The sequence below is a fragment of the Buttiauxella ferragutiae genome (assembly GCF_022637515.1).
In the GTDB taxonomy this organism is placed as follows: domain Bacteria; phylum Pseudomonadota; class Gammaproteobacteria; order Enterobacterales; family Enterobacteriaceae; genus Buttiauxella; species Buttiauxella ferragutiae.
The window spans coordinates 3437745-3451417 of sequence record NZ_CP093332.1 but is presented as its reverse complement, the minus strand read 5'-3'; the positions used below and the strand labels follow the sequence as shown (position 1 = coordinate 3451417).

Here is a 13673-nt window from a genome sequence, read left to right as displayed (position 1 = left end):
AGCCTCCTAAAATTCGTCGCTGGTTAAATCACCGGTACTTAACAATGTTTTGTCAATTTGTCGGCGCTTAATCGCTTCTGCGGTTTGGACCAGTGCGATAGTGACATTACGGTCAAAATCACGTTTAGAGGGGAATAAGAACGACTGAAATATGACGTCCTGATCAACGGTAATGGTTATCCAGCTCCCCCAACGGGCACTGGGGCGCTCATTGATGGTTAAGGTTCCGGTAAAACTGCTTTCCCACTTGTCACTAAAGGCACGATAAAACTCATGCCCCACCGAAGAAACGGTATGATCCGTTAATAATCCAGGAACCTCGACTTCAACGGCGCGAACGCCGTTGGAGGTCCAGACTAATACTGACGCTAGCAGTAAAGCAGTTTGTAATTTCATCGCCTTATCGCCTGAGATTATCGTTTGCCCAGGAAACAGCCTGAGTGCGATTTTTTACAGATATCTTCTTGAAAAGATTGTAGAGATGCGTTTTTACCGTGTTTTCACTTATAAATAACGACTGGGCGATTTCAATATTGGATGCCCCAATACGCAATTTATTAAGTATTTCCTTTTCACGGTGAGTCAAAAGAGATGACTCGACGTTATTGAAACGGTAGTTCCCTGAGTGATTAATAAGGTAACTTGCTAATTTCTGAGAAAAATAGCACTCTCCGGCCATTACGCCTCGAATACCTTCTACCACACGTGGCTCTTCCTCTGACATGTAAAATACGCCGTTTATATGCGGCCAGTTTTCTATGTCACGGAATTGATACTCTTCAGGAGTGTTAAGTAACAACAGCTTAATACTGTTATGTTTGCGACTTAAGTTATCTTGCCAATAGTTAATCAGCTTTTTATCGGCTTCAACCATATCGAAAAGGACCACTAAATTACCCACGACATCTTCAAGAGAGCGTTGAATATTATGGAGTTTCCCATTGATAGAGAGTGAAGACTTTAGATGCTGTAATAACGCAGTCGCTTGTAGCGAGGGTTTAGTGATCAACAATAAAGTTTGAGCATTTAACGCCTGGCTATTCATTGTATGGACTTCATTAAACATGATGAAACTCCATCCGAGTTTGCGCATCAACCAGCTGAATTAACAGAAAGTTAATTCACCAGAGGTACTGATAGATGCTGCACTGCTGTGTTTGAAATTAATGTAACACGGTCAAATAACGCTAAGTTGCGTCCTGACTTAATGTGTTAAACAAAATGTTACTGCTGATTTCAATCTAGCGGTTACTAATCTTAAAGCAAGTGTTAAAGCTGTTACAAAATGTAACTGTAGATATTAAAATGTTGCAATCCAGTTTTTTTGTTATTTAGTTTTAATACTAAAGTTGTACACATATTATAAACTGCATAGTTTTAAAAATCATACAAATGATTGTATATAATTGAATTAAATCAAATTTTTGATTTTTGTTTTGAGCGTGACTGGTCTTAACATATGTAAATAGTGAATGTTACATTGCGCGTTAGGATGATTCTTAAGGAAAATAATCTTCGTGACAGGGTCCCCTTAAAAATTGCCTGGAACGCCGCGGGAAACCCAACCAGGCGGCAAAATACAGTGTGGTTGGCGAGGCGGTTTAAAAGCTTGCAAGCTAATTAATATGATCAATCCTGAACCCTTTGTTGTATTTGATTTTTTTTATACGACTCATACTTTGTAATGAGTGGAAATATAAAAATACAACGTGCGGGTGAGATATTTTAAATGTTTCGCCAGACATACTCAGTTCCGTAACGCAGAAATAACTTTTCATCGTTAGCGTTAACAAAAGTAAATGTGTGATGTTTTAAGATGCAATTAGTAGATGTATTCAGGCCCAGGGTGACAACATGAAAAACAGATCGTTATTAGTGATGTTAGCATTGTTGGGTGCGCCTGGTTATGTTATTGCGAGTAATCCAGATCTTGCAAAATCAGAATATAACTTTGCGATTAACGAATTAAGTAGAGCATCGTTAAATCAGGCAGCAATAATTGGGCAACATGGCAACAATAATAATGCCAATGTTGACCAAAATGGAACCCGGCAAGTAGCACTGGTCTCTCAGACTGGGTCTGGGAACAGAGCTAACGTCGACCAATCAGGGAGTTATAACTTTGCTTATGTTGCGCAATCAGGCTACGGCAATGATGCAGATATACAGCAAACGTCATTTGGTAATGCCGCTCTTATTATTCAGCAAGGCTCGGGTAATAAGGCAAGCATTATTCAACAAGGCACACAGAAGTCGGCAGTTGTAGTTCAGAAACAGTCTCAAATGGCGGTACGCGTTATTCAACGATAATACACGACCATTTAGACTTACATTCTCAATACGATGGGGGCTTTACCATGAACTTTTTCAAAATCGCAGCATTAGCAGCAGTGGTTGTTTCAGGTAGCGCAATGGCAGTATTCCCACAATTCCCTAGCCATGGTCCAGATTCTACAATGAAAGTGTATCAGCAAGGTGCGGGTAACAACGTTACTGCGCTACAAGCTGATGCCAAAGATTCGACTGTTGATATCAAACAATATGGCGTGTCAAACGGCGCGAATGTTGGTCAGGGTGCTGACGATTCAACAATCACACTTCTGCAAGATGGTTTTGGAAACAATGCCACCATCGCTCAATGGAGTGCTGAAGATTCCACTATTGACGTGAAACAATATGGTGGACTGAATGGAGCAAATGTTAATCAAACTGCTAGTGATTCTTCCATTACGCTGACTCAAGCTGGCTTCAACAACCACGCTAACCTTCAGCAGCACTAACAGGTTTTCTGAACTATATAAAAACAGGGCCCTGGCCCTGTTTTTCTTTTTATAGTGGGAGAGGGAAGAAATATGCACACCTTATTATTGCTTGCCGCACTCAGTAATCAACTTACCTTTGATACCCAGCAACAAGGGGAAATCTACACTATTGTGCCAGTGGCGACCTTAACCGAGGATTGCCAATGTACCTTCAAAATGACGGCATTACGTTCAGGCTCTGGCGGGCAAACTAATAGCAGCCAGAGTAGCCATGTTTTTATCAAGGCCAATGAACCAGCCAAACTTTCACGCCTGAGCCTCAATATTTCTCCGGGAGACAGCGTGACGATTACTGTCACTATAACGGATGGAAAAGATATTCATCTTGAAAAACAGTGGGCATCACCAGGAAGCGTTTAATTAATTTCGCGGCAGGTAGAAATTCTTTCATCTATATACCAGGGTTTAACTGTAGTTCTGGTCACCTGGTGCCGATAACCCTCATATAACCTGGTTGAGGAGTTCCTGACGTGAAAATATCAAGCCTAAGATGTTTCATGCTTTTGTCCATGCTTGCTGTCTGTGTCCCTTTACTTAACGCACATGCCAGCGATGGTGTGATTCATTTTCGGGGCTCTATAGTAGAGGCTCCCTGTACTTTTTCACAAAGAGAACAATTCGTTAAATTGTCCTGCACACAAGACGGAAAACCAGTGGTGCGAACAGTCGCATTCAACCAACTCAATAACTACAAACCTGATAACAACGTCCCGCTAACGACGCAAATTCATTATCTTGATCCCCAGCGCAAACTCGCCGTTCTGGAAGTGACCTACCGTTAAAATCCACGGCCTGCTGTTCCGCGGGCCAGAGGATTTATCTCAAGTATTTATTTAATCGCCTTTTTTGTTACAATTCTCAGCCGCTGGAGAAGCCATAGCGCACGAAATATCAAAACTTGAGCGAAAATTCTTAAAATTAAGACTTAGTTGATAGTCGGCAACTGTCCCGGGATTAAAATCTGTCGGGCGATTTAGATGAATATGGGTATCGAGCATGAAGTTAGCGTTTAACGTTGTCGACTGGCAGGCCCGAGCCCCTGGTTTATCTGAAACTGAGGAGTGGCAGGCATGGAGCCAAACCCCCGGCGCCGTTGATATTTCAGCTCCGCTTGCAAAAAGCCGCTACTTACCGATGATGACGGCGCGTCGTTTGTCATCAGGAAGCCGTCTTGCCGTTGATTGTGCACTGGCAATATTGTCCCGACAGTCAGTTGATGCGCTGGTTTTTGCCAGCCGTCATGGTGAACTTGAAAGAAACTTTCGAATTTTAACTGCGCTGGCGGAACAAGAAAGCCTCTCGCCAACGGATTTTGCGATGTCGGTACACAACTCGTCAGTAGGTAATACCACCATTGCAGCCAAAAAAGCCCTGGTGTCATCGTCTGTTTCTGCGGGCTATGACTCATTTTCCCAGGCATTAATAGAAGTCACATCGCTGCATCATGCCGGGTATAAGCGCGTTTTGCTGGTCGATTTCGATGGTTTGATCCCCGAGTTTTATCACCCGCATTTGGCCGGTGACGTGGTCAATTTGCCATTTTCCGTTGCACTGTTATTGGAAAGTGGTTCGCAAATTCAATGCCAAACCACACCGAGTCCAATGAGCGAAGGGCAATTTTTACCGCAGGGACTGGCATTTTTGCACAGCTGGTTAAGCTCGCAGCCCACTTTTACTGTTGCCGGTGAACGCCTCGCCTGGTGCTGGAGCCGCTGCTAATGTGGGCGCGTTTGAAATGGGGCTGGCGGGTGCTTATGACCGGCTGGTTATTTGTTTTATTTGGTAGTGGTGGCCTGGTGCTGTCGCTGGTTTGGTTTAATTTACTACTATTATTTGTGCGTGATAATGGCAAGCGCCGTGAGATTGCACGTCGAAGCATTGCCGCCAGTTTCCGATTGTTTTTACGCATCGGACGCGGCCTCGGTGTGTTCGATTATCGCTTCGAAAATTGCGAGCAGTTAACAAACGATCATGGGTGTTTGATTGTTGCCAACCATCCGACGTTGCTGGATTACGTATTTATTGCTTCTCAGGCGCCGCATATTGGCTGCCTGGTGAAAGCCAGTTTGGTAAACAATCCCTGTTTTCGAGGCGTGATACGTGCAGCCGATTATCTGGTTAACAGTCAGGGCGAAACGTTACTTCCTGAAAGCCAGAAGCGTATGGCAGCAGGGGAGGCGATACTGATTTTCCCGGAAGGCACACGCACACGCCCAGGGGAACCGCTGGTTATCCAGCGCGGTGCGGCTAATATTGCGGTGCGCAGCGGATGTGAATTGCGGCTAGTGCATATTCATTGCGACCAGCGGTATCTCGATAAACACAGCCGCTGGTATCAGATCCCACAGCACAAGCCAATGATTACCGTGAGTGTCAAACAGCGGATCGACAGCCAGAGCTTTATGGTCAATTTAGACGATGCCCCAGGCTTAGCGGCGCGCCGTCTTAGCCAATATTTATGTCAGGAACTGCTTCCTGATTCTCGTTAAGACTCGGATGGTTATATGGAATCCTTAGAGACCGATATTAAACAACTCATTATCGATACTTTGAATCTCGAAGAGATAAGCGTTGATGAGATTGAAAGTGAGGCCGCGTTATTTGGTAATGACGGCCTTGGCCTTGATTCCATTGACGCACTGGAATTAGGACTGGCGGTTAAAAAACGTTATGGTGTGGTGTTATCCGCCGAAAACGAAGCGATGCGCGAACATTTTTATTCTGTCGCGAATCTCGCCGCATTTATTAAAAGTCAAAACCCTGCGCACAGCGCCTGATTGAAACCACGAGTACGTTATGAAGAAAGAAGATATTTATCAGGAAGTCACCGGGTTACTGGTTAAGTTATTTGAACTCTCTCCTGAACAAATCACTCCGCAATCTCGTTTATACGAAGATTTGGATCTCGATAGTATCGATGCTGTAGATATGGTTGTTCATCTACAAAAGCGCAGCGGTAAAAAAATTAAACCGGAAGATTTTAAATCGGTACGCACAGTACAGGATGTTGTAGACGCGGTTGAGCGTTTGCATAGCGAGCCGTAAAGCGTGCGGGCAAAACAAGCACTGACGATAGCGGGGGGGCTAGCCGTAATTGGTTGGCCCTTTGCCGTCTGGTTGGCGATCTCATACCCAAAATTACACATTTTGCTGCCGATCCTTGCGCTGTGTTTTGTGCTGCGTTTATGTGTGTTACGTGGAAAAACTGGTGCTTTAAGCCGGGCTTTTAAAGGTCTTGCGTGGGCTGGGGCGGTGTTATCACTCGCCAGTATCTGGATGCGAGAAGCGCAACTGCTACTGTGGTATCCGGTGGTCGTCAATGCGGTGATGCTGACCTTGTTTGGGTCATCATTGTTTACGACGATGTCGCTTATCGAGCGCCTGGCGCGTTGGCGTGAAGGGGATCTGCCGCCTGCGGGCGTGCGTTACACCCGCCGTGTGACACAAGTCTGGTGCCTGTTCTTTATTTTTAACGGCAGTGTCGCCCTATGGACGTGCCTTGCGGGCAACATTCATTGGTGGACTCTATGGAATGGAATGGTGAGTTACCTGTTCATGGGAATGTTATTTGCTGCCGAATGGCTGGTCAGAGTGCGAGTGAAACGTCGCTATGAATAGCCCGTTAGCGCTGGCGCTCTGGCTTAATGGTAGCCGTCATCCGCAGCATGTGGTGGCGTTTGCCGGGCAGCAATGCTTCACGCAGAGCGATTTAATTAAAGATGTGCAGCGTATTTATGACTGGCTACAGCGCCAGCCCGGCCAGCGCTGGGCACTCTGTTTTGATAACAGTTATGACTTTATCGCTGCACTATTAGCGACGCTGCACGCGGGTAAAACACCGGTTTTACCAGGGCATAATCGTGAAGCCCAACTGCGTGAGCAGCAAGAACATTTTTGCGGCGTGCTCAGTGATACTCCGCTAAATCTCAGTTGCCCGGTGCTGAACCCGCAAACACTGAATTACTCCGCGTTCCAGCCGTTTGAACCGGTCCCCGAAGAGGCTGGCGTGGTGTTCTTTACCTCAGGTTCGACGGGGGAACCGGCACAAATCTACAAAACGCTGCGTGCACTGGATGAGGAAATTGCCTGGCTGGCGGCGCTGTGGGGCGATAGCCTGCGTGATTGTCGCGTAGTGGGGTCGGTGTCGCATCAGCACCTTTATGGTTTCACCTTCCGCGTGATGTTGCCGATGGCGCTTGGCCTGGCGGGAGATGCTGCGATGATTCACTTCCCGGAACAATTAGCGGCGCGTGCCTCACATCCATTGCTGTTTATCAGTAGCCCGGCATTTTTAAAACGGCTGGATATTAACCTTGCCGCACCGCAGTTCAAACGAGTGATTTCCGCTGCCGGGAAACTCGATGATGTTACGGCGCAACAGGCACTGGCCTGGCTGAAAACGCCAGTATCAGAAATTTACGGCACCACTGAAACCGGTGTTCTGGCATGGCGTGAACATGTGCAGACTGCTCCGGAATGGCAAGCCTTTCCGGCGGTGCGGTTTACTCAACAAGACGATGTCTGGCACGTGGAATCACCCTTGATTCATCACCTTCACGGGCAACTCGACGATATTCTGGAATTTACCTCGCAAGGGCGGTTTCGTTTAATTGGCAGACGTGACCGCGTGGTTAAAATTGAAGAAAAACGTATCTCGCTGAGTGAAGTTGAGCGTCGATTATTAGCTTTGCCAGGTGTTGAAGAAGCGGTTGTGGTCCCGGTCACTCGAGGGAGTCGCATCGCACTTGGTGCCGTAGTGGTGGCCCCCACGGCGCAAGGAGCCTGCAAGCAACAGTGGCGAGAAGCGCTCAGTGCCTGGCTTGAGCCAATCGCCATTCCGCGTTACTGGCGCATCGTCGAGCGCATCCCGCTCAATAGCCAGAGCAAGCGCGCGTGGGCGCAATTACAGGAGTTATTTGATGAAACCCGTTGAGTTACAGCGTGCGCAACCCGAAGCGGGCAAACTGTGTTTGCGGCTTGCGGTTCCGCCAACATTAGGCTGGTTTGCCGGGCATTTCCCCACACAACCGCTGTTACCTGGGGTCGCGCAACTCGATTGGGTGATGGCCTACGGTGCAGAACTTGCGCCGGATATGCGCTTTAGTGCGATTGATAACGTTAAATTCCAGCGCCCGATTGTTCCGCAAAGCGAACTCGAACTGAATCTGCAATGGGATGCTACGCGTAACGTGCTGAGTTTTTCCTACACCTTGTTGACCGAAGATGGCGGCATTCCGGCCAGCAGCGGGAAGATTAAATTATGCCCGTAACACCTGCGGCTTTTCGCCCCTGTGTGGTGATCCCGTGTTTTAACCACGGCGCGACGATGTCGGCGGTGCTGGCACGCCTGCAACCGTTTGGCCTGCCTTGCATTATTGTCGATGACGGCAGTGAACAAGCCACCAAACTGCAACTGGCACAATTAACCGGCGTTACGCTTATCAGTCTTCCCACTAATCAGGGGAAGGGAGAGGCGGTGATTACCGGCCTGGAAGCGGCGGCGCAGGCGGGTTATACCCACGCAGTCCAGCTTGATGCCGACGGGCAACACTGCATAGAAGATGTGCCACGTTTTTTAGATGAAGCGCGAGCCCATCCCGAAAGCCTGATTTCCGGCACGCCGGAATACGACGAATCAGTACCAAAATCGCGCCTTTACGGGCGTTATGTCACGCATGTCTGGGTGTGGATTGAAACATTGTCGCTGTCATTAAAAGACAGTATGTGTGGATTTCGTGTCTATCCGCTGACGGCCACGCTCGGGATTATTGAGAAACACCGTCCGGGTAAACGGATGGATTTCGATACCGAAATCATGGTGCGTTTGTATTGGGCGGGAACCGACAGTCGATTTTTGCGCACCAGGGTTATCTATCCAGCGGATGGTGTGTCGCACTTTGATGCGCTGCACGATAACTTGCGTATCTCCTGGATGCACACTCGGTTGTTTTTTGGCATGTTGCCGCGCATTCCGGCGTTGCTCACGCGCCGTCGCAAAGCTGCTCACTGGGCACAAATCCCCGAGCGTAAAGGGCTGGCGGGAATGCGTTTAATGCTCAACATTTACCAGCGCTTAGGGCGTCGGGCATTCAACGTCTTGCTTTATCCGGTGGTGGCGTGGATGTGGCTGAGCGGAAGCGCGCAGCGTAAAGCCTCACAGCAGTGGCTGGAACGCGTCAGGCAACAGGCAGAAAGCCAGCAAATAACCTTGCCACAAGGTTTAAATAGCTATCGCCATTTCTTACGTTTCGGGGATGCGATGCTCAATAAGATTGCGGCCTGGCGGGGTGATATTGTCTGGGGACGTGACATTGAATTTGCACCAGGCAGCCGTGAAGTTTTACAACCACAGGCCGGGCAGGGGAAGCTAATCCTTGCCGCTCATCTCGGTGACATCGAGGCCAGCCGCGCGCTGGCGCAAGTGGAGGCCGGGCTGATTATTAATGCGCTGGTATTTACTGACCATGCCCAACGTTTTCGTCAGATTATTGAAGAAATTGCCCCACAGGCGGCGGTGAACTTGCTCCCTGTCAGCCATATTGGGCCGCAGACAGCAATGTTATTACAAGACAAACTTGACGCTGGTGAATGGGTGGCGATTGTGGGTGACCGAATTGCGGTGAACTCGCAGCGCGGCGGGGAAAGGCGCATCTGCTGGAGCCAGTTTATGGGCAACCCCGCGCCATTTCCACAAGGCCCGTTTATCCTGGCTGCCGCATTACGATGCCCAGTCATTCTTATGATGGTATTGCGTGAGCAGGGCAAGTTGCGTATTCACGCCGAAAACTTTGCCGATCCGCTGTTGCTACCGCGAACCACACGCTCTCAGTCTCTACAAGACATCATTGATCGCTACGCGCAGCGCCTGGAATTTTACGCACTGCGTTCGCCACTAGACTGGTTTAATTTTTATGATTTCTGGCAGTTACCGCCAGAAAAGGAGTCCGGATGTTAAATGACCCACGTTTCTCTGTGGAGATCAGCATCAAAGTCCCATTCCATGATGTCGATGCAATGGGTGTGGTGTGGCACGGTAACTATTTCCGTTACTTTGAAGTGGCGCGTGAGGCGTTGCTTGGCCAATTTTCTTATGGCTATCGGGCGATGCAAGAGTCCGGTTACGTTTGGCCAGTGGTCGACACCCGCGTCAAATACCGTGATGTGGTGAAATTTGAACAACAGATTTTGGTCCGCGCTACGGTACTGGAATACGAAAACCGTCTGAAAATCGGCTATGAAATTGTCGATGCGCAAAGTGGCAAACGCACCACCACGGGTTACACCATTCAGGTTGCTGTTTCGGCAACCAGCGGAGAGCTGTGTTTTGTTTCCCCTCCAGTACTTTTTGAACGTATGGGTTTGAGTCATGAATAAGATTTTTTTAATGGCCTTGCTGCTTATCAGCTTTACGGCGAGCGCCATCACACTTGATGATGTGCAGCGCAGTTTTGCCTCGCAGCCGGTGGTTCGGGCTAAATTCCAACAAGAACGGCAAATTAGCGGCATGGCGCAACCGCTCCATTCCAGCGGTGAAGTGTTGATCGCCAAAAGCAAAGGCTTGTGGTGGCAACAACAGCATCCTTTCCCGATGACGCTGGTGCTGGATGACAGCCATATGGCACAAAAGATGGGCACTCAGCCACCGCAAATCATCACCGCTGACAGCAACCCGCAAATGTTCCAGTTCAACCATTTGTTGCGTGCGCTATTCCAGGCTGACCGCAAAGTGCTCGATGAGAACTTTTCCAGCGTCTTTACCGACCAGGGCAAAGGCCAATGGCAGCTGGTATTAACGCCGACAACAACGCCGCTCGATAAGCTGTTTAGCACCATTACTTTGCAGGGCGATAAGTATCTGAAGCGCATTGCGTTGAACGATTTGCAGGGCGATTTCACTGAAATCATCTTTAGTAACCACCGACCAGAACCGCGAAAACTCACGAATGAAGAGCAGCAGCGCTTCGCTTTCTGACGTGTATCGTCGCCTGGCGTGGGGCTGGCTGGCGGTAGTCAGCTTGCTGGTGGTGTTGCTTGCACTCTTGCTCCCCAGGGCGCGGCTCGACAGCAGCGTATTGTCGCTGCTGCCTGCCAGCAGCCTTGGGAAAGTCCCGCCGCAAATTGAGAACGGTTTTCTGCAACGTCTGGACAAACAGATGATGTGGATGGTCAGCCCCGGTAACCAACCGGATGCCGCTGCTGCGCAGTGGTGGCAAACACAACTGCAACAGCAACCGTTCCTGCAAAATGTGCAGGGGCCGATGGAGGCTAAAAGCCAGCAGGAGTGGGGGAAATTCTACTTCGAAAACCGCAATGGCCTGCTGGATAACCAGACCCGCGGCCGTTTGCAAAATGGCGGTGAAGCGCAGGCGCAGTGGGTGTTATCGCAACTTTACTCGGCGTTTTCAGGCGTTAGCGGTAAAGAGCTGACTAACGATCCGCTGATGCTGGTGCGCGGTTCGCAACTGGCGCTGCAACAAACTGCCAGCCAAATGCGCCTGCAAAACGGCTGGCTGGTGGCGCGTGATAAACAAGGGCGCTACTGGTATTTGCTGCATGGCGAACTTAAAGGTTCCTCGTTTGATATGCAGCAAGGGCGTGTGGCAGTTGAACAACTGCGGGCTTTACAACAAAAGCTGAAATCACAATTCCCGGATGCACAGGTGATGTCGCGCGGCACCTTATTCTACAGTGATTACGCCAGCCAGCAGGCTAAGCATGATGTTTCAACGCTGGGTCTGGCAACGGTGATTGGCGTACTGCTGCTGGTGTTACTGGTGTTTCGTTCGCTGCGCCCATTACTGTTATGCGCCACGTCAGTTGCCATTGGTGCGCTGGCGGGTACGGCAATTACGCTGCTCTGCTTTGGCGAATTGCACCTGATGACGTTGGTGATGAGCATGAGCATCGTTGGTGTTTCGGCAGATTACACGCTCTATTACCTGACAGAACGTATGGTGCATGGCGCGCAAAATTCGCCGAGCGCCAGTTTACGCAAAGTGCTTCCCGCGCTATTGCTGGCGCTGGCGACGACGGCGATCGCTTATCTCATTATGATCCTCGCGCCATTCCCTGGCATTCGTCAGCTTGCAGTGTTCGCCGCCAGTGGGTTAATCGCCTCTTGTCTGACGGTGGTGTGCTGGTATCCGTTTGCGGTGCGCGGTTTACCCGTCAGACCGGTGCCTTGTAGCAGGTTGCTTAACGGTTGGTTGAATGCGTGGCAAAACAATAAAGCGGTGCGTTTTGGCATACCACTGGCGTTGCTGTTTATTAGTCTCGCCGGAATAGTTTCATTAAAAATTAACGATGACATTGCCAGCTTCCAGGCGTTGCCGCAGGATCTGGTGCGTGAAGAACAGGCGATTACCGCGCTGACCGGGCAGGGCATGGATCAAAAATGGTTTGTGGTTTACGGCGAGACAGCCGAACAAACCTTGCAGCGCCTCGAAAAGCTGGCCCCAGTCCTGGCAAGCGCGCAAAAGAATAAACTTATCGACAGTTATCGACTGATCCCGCTCGCCTCGCTTGAACAGCAACAGGCGGATTTGCGATTGCTGCGCGAAGCCGCGCCGGTTTTACAAAAACGCCTCGCCGAAAGTGGGATTACCGTCAGTGCGCCCAATCTGCAACAAATGGCGGTGACGCCCGAACTCTGGCAAAAAAGTGTTATTAGCAGTGGCTGGCGCTTGTTGTGGCTCACATTGCTGGACGGTAAAAGTGGCGCGCTGGTGCCGGTCAGTGGGGTTCGTGATAGCGCGGCACTGGCGGGGTTGGCGGCAAAACTGCCGGGCGTCAGTTGGGTTGACAGAAAAGTGATGTTCAATGAATTGTTCAGCCATTTCCGCAGTTTATTAGCGGGGCTGTTGGTTGCCGCAGTGGCCGCGATTGCGTTGAGTTATGTGCTGCGTCTCGGCGTAAAACGTGGCCTGCTGAGTGTGGTGCCTTCGCTGTTATCACTCGGCGGTGGCCTTGCTGCTCTGGCGTTTAGCGGCCACGCACTGAATCTGTTTTCGTTGCTGGCGTTGGTGCTGGTACTGGGCATCGGTATCAATTACACCCTGTTCTTTAGTAATCCGCGTGGGACTGCGCTTACGTCGTTGCTCGCCATCAGCGTGGCCTTGCTGACCACACTTTTCACCTTAGGAATGCTGGTCTTTAGCCAGACACAAGCCATCGCCAGTTTCGGTATTGTGTTGAGCTGCGGGATCTTCTGCGCATTTTTAACCGCACCATTAGCCTTACCCCCATCCACCCAGGGAAAGGGAAAGAGAGAATAATGAAAAAATTACCGATATTGGCCTTACTGTTGGGCTCATTTTTACTCAGCGCGTGCAGCACGCCAAAACCTGATAACTCCCGTCCGCAAGCCTGGTTAAAACCGGGCACCCTGGTGACGCTACCCGCGCCGGGGATTTCGCCGTCAATCACCGAACAACAGTTGCTGAGCGCCCAGGTCAAAGGTAAAACGCAGTCGCTGATGGTGCTGCTGAATGCCGACCAGCAAAAAGTGATGCTGGCAGGGTTGTCACCATTGGGGATCCGTTTATTCCGCCTGACCTACGATCAAACAGGGGTTAAAACCGAGCAGTCGATTACGTTGCCGGAATTACCGCCAGCCAGCCAGGTGCTTGCCGATATTATGTTGAGCTACTGGCCGATAAGCGCCTGGCAGCCGCAACTCCCTGCGGGGTGGACGCTAAAAGATATCGATTCACGACGTGAATTACGTGACGACCAGGGTGAAATCATCGAAACGATCGATTACCTGACCCGTGACGGAAACCGCCAGCCAGTCAGCGTGCGTCACCATCGTTTCGGTTATGTCATCAGCATTCAGCACCTGGAAAACTAATC

Annotated in this window: 18 protein-coding genes; 16 read left to right on the top strand and 2 right to left on the bottom strand. The window is 49.7% G+C overall.

The annotated features are described in order from the left end of the window. Window positions 1-6: 6 nt before the first annotated feature. Both csgE and csgD read right to left on the bottom strand, forming a co-directional pair. Window positions 7-396, bottom strand: coding sequence for a curli production assembly/transport protein CsgE (gene csgE, locus MNO13_RS15985; protein WP_064547977.1), 390 nt, complete (start codon window positions 394-396; stop codon window positions 7-9). 4 nt (window positions 397-400) lie between these two features. Further along, window positions 401-1066, bottom strand: a complete 666-nt coding sequence (csgD, locus tag MNO13_RS15980) for a biofilm master transcriptional regulator CsgD (RefSeq protein WP_064547975.1) — start codon at window positions 1064-1066, stop codon at window positions 401-403. Window positions 1067-1854: 788 nt separating this feature from the next. On the opposite strand from csgD, the gene csgB reads away from it, so the two are divergent. The 16 genes from csgB to MNO13_RS15905 all read left to right on the top strand — a co-directional run bounded on the left by csgB (window position 1855) and on the right by MNO13_RS15905 (window position 13671). Beyond that, window positions 1855-2310, top strand: coding sequence for a curli minor subunit CsgB (csgB, locus tag MNO13_RS15975; protein ID WP_064547973.1), 456 nt, complete (start codon window positions 1855-1857; stop codon window positions 2308-2310). A 47-nt stretch (window positions 2311-2357) separates the two neighbouring features. Then, complete coding sequence (gene csgA, locus MNO13_RS15970; RefSeq protein ID WP_064547971.1) at window positions 2358-2780, top strand: curli major subunit CsgA; 423 nt, start codon at window positions 2358-2360, stop codon at window positions 2778-2780. A gap of 72 nt (window positions 2781-2852) precedes the next feature. Then, window positions 2853-3182, top strand: a complete 330-nt coding sequence (gene csgC / locus MNO13_RS15965) for a curli assembly chaperone CsgC (RefSeq protein ID WP_121813911.1) — start codon at window positions 2853-2855, stop codon at window positions 3180-3182. Between the two features lie 296 nt (window positions 3183-3478). Next, window positions 3479-3604, top strand: coding sequence for a hypothetical protein (locus tag MNO13_RS24365; protein WP_255424168.1), 126 nt, complete (start codon window positions 3479-3481; stop codon window positions 3602-3604). Between the two features lie 214 nt (window positions 3605-3818). Continuing rightward, window positions 3819-4541: a beta-ketoacyl synthase chain length factor gene (locus tag MNO13_RS15960; protein WP_064547967.1), complete on the top strand. Its 723-nt coding sequence runs from the start codon at window positions 3819-3821 to the stop codon at window positions 4539-4541. Next, window positions 4541-5311, top strand: coding sequence for a lysophospholipid acyltransferase family protein (locus MNO13_RS15955; RefSeq protein WP_241938996.1), 771 nt, complete (start codon window positions 4541-4543; stop codon window positions 5309-5311). Before MNO13_RS15960 ends, MNO13_RS15955 begins: the two co-directional genes overlap by 1 nt. 15 nt (window positions 5312-5326) lie before the next feature. Continuing rightward, window positions 5327-5599: a phosphopantetheine-binding protein gene (locus MNO13_RS15950; RefSeq protein ID WP_064547962.1), complete on the top strand. Its 273-nt coding sequence runs from the start codon at window positions 5327-5329 to the stop codon at window positions 5597-5599. Window positions 5600-5618: 19 nt separating this feature from the next. After that, window positions 5619-5867, top strand: coding sequence for an acyl carrier protein (locus tag MNO13_RS15945; protein ID WP_064547960.1), 249 nt, complete (start codon window positions 5619-5621; stop codon window positions 5865-5867). 3 nt (window positions 5868-5870) lie between these two features. After that, window positions 5871-6440 carry a COG4648 family protein gene (locus tag MNO13_RS15940; protein WP_064547958.1) on the top strand — a complete coding sequence of 190 codons (570 nt, stop codon included), beginning with the start codon at window positions 5871-5873 and terminating at the stop codon, window positions 6438-6440. Beyond that, entirely contained in the window at window positions 6433-7755 is a 1323-nt protein-coding gene (locus MNO13_RS15935) for an AMP-binding protein (RefSeq protein WP_241938995.1), read from the top strand. Before MNO13_RS15940 ends, MNO13_RS15935 begins: the two co-directional genes overlap by 8 nt. After that, complete coding sequence (locus MNO13_RS15930) at window positions 7742-8092, top strand: ApeI family dehydratase (protein ID WP_133522696.1); 351 nt, start codon at window positions 7742-7744, stop codon at window positions 8090-8092. The genes MNO13_RS15935 and MNO13_RS15930 overlap by 14 nt, the downstream gene beginning before the upstream one ends. Beyond that, window positions 8083-9777, top strand: a complete 1695-nt coding sequence (locus tag MNO13_RS15925) for a glycosyltransferase family 2 protein (RefSeq protein WP_241938994.1) — start codon at window positions 8083-8085, stop codon at window positions 9775-9777. The genes MNO13_RS15930 and MNO13_RS15925 overlap by 10 nt, the downstream gene beginning before the upstream one ends. Next, window positions 9771-10196, top strand: a complete 426-nt coding sequence (locus MNO13_RS15920; RefSeq protein WP_064547949.1) for an acyl-CoA thioesterase — start codon at window positions 9771-9773, stop codon at window positions 10194-10196. Before MNO13_RS15925 ends, MNO13_RS15920 begins: the two co-directional genes overlap by 7 nt. Further along, on the top strand, window positions 10189-10794 hold the full coding sequence (locus MNO13_RS15915; protein ID WP_064547947.1) for an outer membrane lipoprotein carrier protein LolA: 606 nt from the start codon (window positions 10189-10191) through the stop codon (window positions 10792-10794). The genes MNO13_RS15920 and MNO13_RS15915 overlap by 8 nt, the downstream gene beginning before the upstream one ends. After that, window positions 10766-13096, top strand: coding sequence for an MMPL family transporter (locus MNO13_RS15910; RefSeq protein WP_241938993.1), 2331 nt, complete (start codon window positions 10766-10768; stop codon window positions 13094-13096). The genes MNO13_RS15915 and MNO13_RS15910 overlap by 29 nt, the downstream gene beginning before the upstream one ends. Beyond that, complete coding sequence (locus MNO13_RS15905; protein ID WP_232886513.1) at window positions 13096-13671, top strand: DUF3261 domain-containing protein; 576 nt, start codon at window positions 13096-13098, stop codon at window positions 13669-13671. Before MNO13_RS15910 ends, MNO13_RS15905 begins: the two co-directional genes overlap by 1 nt. Window positions 13672-13673 lie beyond the last annotated feature (2 nt).